General features: G+C 34.1%; 6 protein-coding genes. All 6 read right to left on the bottom strand.

Annotation, left to right across the window (positions count from 1 at the left end; all coding sequences use genetic code 11):
* Positions 1-109 precede the first annotated feature (109 nt).
* Positions 110-817 (bottom strand): pyridoxine 5'-phosphate synthase, encoded by a 708-nt coding sequence (locus ENL20_09700; GenBank protein HHE38830.1) that lies wholly within the window; start codon positions 815-817, stop codon positions 110-112.
* Positions 818-898: 81 nt separating this feature from the next.
* Positions 899-1,765 (bottom strand): hypothetical protein, encoded by an 867-nt coding sequence (locus ENL20_09695; GenBank protein ID HHE38829.1) that lies wholly within the window; start codon positions 1,763-1,765, stop codon positions 899-901.
* Positions 1,752-2,693, bottom strand: a complete 942-nt coding sequence (miaA, locus tag ENL20_09690) for a tRNA (adenosine(37)-N6)-dimethylallyltransferase MiaA (protein HHE38828.1) — start codon at positions 2,691-2,693, stop codon at positions 1,752-1,754. Before miaA ends, ENL20_09695 begins: the two co-directional genes overlap by 14 nt.
* A gap of 130 nt (positions 2,694-2,823) precedes the next feature.
* Positions 2,824-4,653 (bottom strand): DNA mismatch repair endonuclease MutL, encoded by a 1,830-nt coding sequence (mutL, locus tag ENL20_09685; protein HHE38827.1) that lies wholly within the window; start codon positions 4,651-4,653, stop codon positions 2,824-2,826.
* Positions 4,654-4,704: 51 nt separating this feature from the next.
* Positions 4,705-5,217: a tRNA (N6-threonylcarbamoyladenosine(37)-N6)-methyltransferase TrmO gene (tsaA, locus tag ENL20_09680; GenBank protein HHE38826.1), complete on the bottom strand. Its 513-nt coding sequence runs from the start codon at positions 5,215-5,217 to the stop codon at positions 4,705-4,707.
* Positions 5,210-5,497 carry a hypothetical protein gene (locus ENL20_09675; GenBank protein HHE38825.1) on the bottom strand — a complete coding sequence of 96 codons (288 nt, stop codon included), beginning with the start codon at positions 5,495-5,497 and terminating at the stop codon, positions 5,210-5,212. Before ENL20_09675 ends, tsaA begins: the two co-directional genes overlap by 8 nt.
* Between the last annotated feature and the right edge of the window lie 129 nt (positions 5,498-5,626).

Here is a 5,626-nt window from a genome sequence, read left to right as displayed (position 1 = left end):
GGAATTTACTATTTTGGAATTTTACCCCGTATGATAATAGGTAATGATAATTATGATAAATTCTTTTATCAATATCCAACGGGGTGAATTAGAAATTAGATATTCGGATTTAGAAATTTACATATTCTTTCATCGTCAGAACGGCTTCAGCCAATCCTGTAAAAACTGCTCGTGAAATTATACTGTGTCCAATATTATATTCTTCAATAATATCAAGTTTCACGAGTTTATGAATATTAAAATAATCCAAACCGTGTCCGGCAACAACTCTCATACCGGCAGTTTTGATTAATTTAGCAGCTTTCTTTATTCTTTTAAGTTCTTCTTCGATCTCTTTATTATTTTTCAAATTTGCATAATGTCCGGTATGTATTTCCACCGCATCGACTCGCAGTTTATCAGCTATTTTTACAATATCCAGATCAGGTTCGATAAAAACACTAACTTCGATTCCAGCTTCTTGTAGTTCTTTGATCATATCTTCATGATTGAGAGAAAGCTTCAAACCTCCTTCAGTTGTCAGTTCTTCTCTTTTTTCTGGTACCAAAGTAACTGTGTCGGGTTTAATCGATTTGGCAATTGAGATCATCTCTTTGGTGGCAGCCATTTCCAGGTTCAATTTCGTTTGAATGGTTTTTCTTAATAATTTCAAATCCCGTAATTGAATATGTCTTCTATCTTCACGCAAGTGAATTGTGATCTGGTCTGCACCATTTTGTTCTGCGATTGCAGCCGCATAAAGAGGTTCCGGTTTGATTCCTTCTCTTGCCTGTCTTAATGTTGCAACATGATCTATATTAACACCGAGGTCAGCCATTTTTTCTCCTTTCCAAATTTACTTTCCGAAGCTTCCTCCAAAGGAAATCTTTCTAATAAGATTCGGAAAGTTACGGATGAATTAAAAGCAATCGTAGAAAATTTCAATATCAGCTTGTGAACGCAATTTTTTTAAATATTTTATTAATTTTAATTCTCTATCTATCTGTTTTAATCTTTTCGTCAAGGCTTCTTTAACTTCATCAAATTCAGCAATTTTTGTATTTTTCCTATCAGTTACCATGATAATATGATAACCGAATTTTGTTTCGATTGGTTTACTTATTTCATAAATTCCAAGTTGAAAAGCGACTTCTTCAAATTCCCTGACCATTTTACCTCTTGAAAAGTAGCCAAGATCACCAGCATTGCAGCAGCTTGGACACTCAGAGCATGATTCCGCTGCTGCATAAAAATCATTAACATCATTGATGGAAGAATATATTTCTTTAATTCTATTTAAACTGTCTTCACCTTTACCTTTGATCAGAATATGAGATGCTTTAACAATTTCCTTAGTAATGAATGCTTCCTTATTCTCTTCATAAATTTCCTGAAGTTTTTCTAAAGGTATATCTTCCACAGAAGGGAAATGAACATCAATAAATTTTTTTATCAGAAGTTCATTCATAATCTTGTTGCGAAGAATATCAACAGTTAGATTTGCTCGTGATAACATCTCGTTAAATTCATTTTCAGTTTTATAATTGAGCATAATATTTAGAAATTCGCTATCGATCTCATCAGAAGAAATTTCAATATCAGATTCCCTTGCTTTTGATAAAAGCAAATAACCATCAATAAGCTGTTCAATTGCTATTTCTTTGGCATTTTCATTCGCTTGCTGCAAATGCATTTTAACCAGAATTCTATCCAGTTCTGCTTTGAATTCATGCTCCCTAATTTTGTAACCATCAACAGTAGCTATGATCATTTTAACTCCCGGCATTTCCAAAATCTTTTAATAATTCAATAATATCATAAAATTTAATATCGTTTGCCGGCAATGTCAAATCAAAATCTATTTTTCTAAACCAAGTGAATTGTCGTTTAGCATAATTTCGTGTGTTTTGTTTTACTAAGGAGATACAATCGTCTAAATTTTTCTCCTTTTTCAGGTATGGATAAAACTCTCTGTATCCGACTGTTATCAGTCCCGGATCAGATTCTTTATATCCTTTTTTCAAAAGCTCTTTCACTTCCTCCAGAAGACCTTTTTTCATCATTTTATCGACTCGTTGCTCGATTCTTTGATAAAGAATTTCTCTCTTTTCTGTTAGCAGGATATTAAAAACATTGTATTTGTTTTCTGTTTTCTGTTCTTTCCAGAATTGAGAAATAGGTTTACCTGTAAATTCCCAAACCTCGATTGCTCTTAACATTTTTTGAACATCGTTTTTTTCAATTCGTTTGGCAGCATAAGGATCGATGTTTTTTAAATGTTCATGGATGTTATCTGCTCCTTTTTCTTCTGCTATTTTTTCAAATTCATTCCTGATCGATTTTGGAATATCAGGAATTTCCACTAATCCTTCGAGCAATGATTTTATATAAAATCCTGTTCCTCCGACAATTAAAGGAATCTTCTTTTTTTCATACAATCCAGTGATGATCGGTTCTGCATCTTTGATGAACATTCCGGCATTGTATTCTTCATTGGGATAAACAATATCGATAAGATGATGCTTGATCAATTCCTGTTCTTCTTTTGTTGGTTTGGAAGTTCCGATATCAAGATATTTATAAACCTGCCTGGAGTCTGCAGAAATAATTTCGGTACTTAATTCTTCAGCAATTTTAAGAGCGAGACTGCTCTTTCCAACAGCAGTTGGGCCTTGAATAGTTATGATTGGGATGTCAGTTTTCGATTTTATCATTTTGGGGATATATTTTTTAGCTTTAACACTTTGTAATTGGAACCTTATAATTAGATATTCGGTTTTAGAAATTCACCATCATTTTTTACCTTTACTCCAATTCTTCTTTTTTTCCTGCTTCAATTTACAGTTATAGAATTCTTTTGAATTTTTTCTCAAATTCCGTTAAAGTCATTTTTATGATCAATGGTCTTCCGTGCGGGCAATAATAAGGAACTTCGCAAGCAAATAGATCATTTATCAGAGAGAGCATTTCCTTTTTACTCAACTTTTTTCCGGCTTTAATAGCAGCTTTGCACGAGACCGATTTGGCAATACAATCTCGAAAATCTTCTGTTTCAGAGAATTCATCTTCTAATTGTTTGAGAATATCGATAAAAATATCTCCGCCGTCCCAATCTTCCAGCTCGATTGGAATTTCTTCAATAACAATAGAATTCCCGCTGAAATTTTTAATTGAGAAACCGATTTTATTAAAGGTCTCGATATTTTTAGAAACAAGTTCAGGAACAAGATGACTGTGAATCGGAGGAATATTGATCACAAGAGGGAAAAGTAGTTTTTGAGTTTGAGCAGGAGCCCCGTGAGTTCGATGTAAAATTTTCTCATAAATTATCCGTTCATGAGCAGCGTGTTGATCAATGACCAGTAATCCCTCTTCAACCTGCACGAAAATATAACTCTGGTGGAGTTGCCAGGGATTAATGACATCTTCTTCCGGTTTTAGATAAATATCTGTTTTCCGTACTGCTTGCTCAATCTTTTCGTCATCTTCTGTTTTTTTCTTGAAAATATCGGGTTGATAAATTTGTGAAAGTTCTTTCTTGTACTGACTGAATCTTTTCTTTTCGGTTTTCTGGGTGAAGATTTTTTTATCCAGATTAGTAATCCTGCCATCTCCCATATTGGAAGTGAGTTTTGTTTTCAGTTGGGAAAATTTGTCTTCTTCGTATTCCAGCAAAAGATTTGTTAATGCTGTTTTCACAAAATTATGAACCTTCCCCGGATCACCGAATCTTAATTCCTGTTTTGCCGGATGAACATTGAAATCGACCTGCTCGGGAGATAATTCCAAAAACAAAATGTAAGGTGGAGTCTTCCCTTGTTGGAAGATCCTCAATTTTTTGATAAAAGGTTCATAAGCTGCTTTGATGCTGTGGAAAATTATCCTGTCTCTTATGAATCTGCCGTTCACGAATAAATATTTGAAATCAAGGAATCCGGTTGCATCTTCCTCCAATCCGCTGATATACCCCGATAAAGACATTCCTTCTTTTTGAACATCGATTTCGAGCATATCTTTTTTCAGGAAATCACTACCGAAAACTGCTGAAATTCTCTGTTTCCTATCACCAATTGCCGGATAATTCAGTTTTTCCGTATTGTTGGAAACAAACCTGAAATGAATTTGCGGATAAAGTATCGATTGGTAATGAATATAATTCAAAATATGCTTGAATTCTACTTGATCAGATTTGAGGAATTTCTTACGAGCCGGAACATTGCTGAAAAGTTTTCTCACGGAAATAGTTGTGCCCACATTTGCTGAAGTTTTGGAAACATCAACCAGACGACCGGAGTGGAAATCGATTTTGACAGCAATGTCGGATTCTTTCTCGCGGGTGATCAATGTCAACTGGCTGACAGAAGCAATACTGGGAAGAGCTTCACCCCGAAAACCGAGAGAGGATATATTAAAAATATCTGTAACTGTTCTGATCTTGCTGGTCGCATGTCTTTCAAAACTGGTAAGAGCATCATCTTCCGACATTCCATAACCATTATCGACAACCTGGATCAATTTTTTCCCGCCATTCTCGATGAAAACGATTATCTTTGTCGCTCCGGCATCGATCGAATTTTCCACTAATTCTTTGACAACTGAAACAGGACGCTCAATGACTTCACCGGCTGCAATTCTATTCGCAACTTCTTCTGATAATATTTTTATTTTGTTCATATTGTACAACGAGATTGTATCTCGTTCAATCGAATTATGAAAATCGATTTACTATCTCAAACCAGAGGTTTGAGTTACAAATCTCTCATCCGATTTATGGTTGTTTGCTTTCTCAACTCTATTTTTCAGCCAACCATACTTTACATTCTCATCGATATCAAAACAATCAAATTTCGGCACGAATGGTTTGATATCGAGAAGCGGAGTTTCATCGATAACATCGATATTTTCGATATGAATTATGTTCTTTTCAATTTTGATCAAGCGCACAATCGACAAACCGATTTGATTTGGGCGATGAGGAGCGCGAGTGGAAAAAACTCCTCGAAGTTTATTTTCCAGGAATGGATAAACCTTTAAATTAAATCCTTTTGATAAATGTAAATGATACAAAAGGATAATATGTGAAAAACCATCTAAATCAAGTAATCCTTCTTGAAATTCCGGGAAAACTTCGACTGTTCCTTTTATTCCTTTTGCTCCGACAGGTTGGATCGGCATTCCTTTTGGTTCTTGGAAAGGGGAATGGATGGTGCCGATGAATTGGAATTCGATTTTATTCATTTTTATTTAATTCAGGGATTTGAAATGAAAGTTCATTTTTTACAACCAAGAATCTTCCATTCTTCTCATGATCATGATATTCTTTTACTCTCTTAAGTAATATTTCTTCGGATATAATATCAAGAGAGAACAAAACTGCATTTCCCAAATAAGTCCAGTAATAAGACCTTTCATCTACTTTAGTTTTATTAACACTAAACCTTAATAATCCCGACTTGATCAATTCACAATATGCTTCGTAAGTAATGAAATCCATTTTATTCAGAAATAGATGACTCAAATCTCTTCCCGAAGATAAATTTTTATTTCCGAATTGAATCATTAACTCATATTCTTTTGGTGTAATTTGTTTGATTATTTTTTTTATGATACTATCATTTTTTAAATTTATACATTTAATTTGATCAGC

This window comes from Candidatus Cloacimonadota bacterium, from assembly GCA_011372345.1.
Taxonomy (GTDB): domain Bacteria; phylum Cloacimonadota; class Cloacimonadia; order Cloacimonadales; family TCS61; genus DRTC01.
Note: the sequence above shows the minus strand (reverse complement) of the source record. Positions and strands in the feature narration are given on the sequence as shown.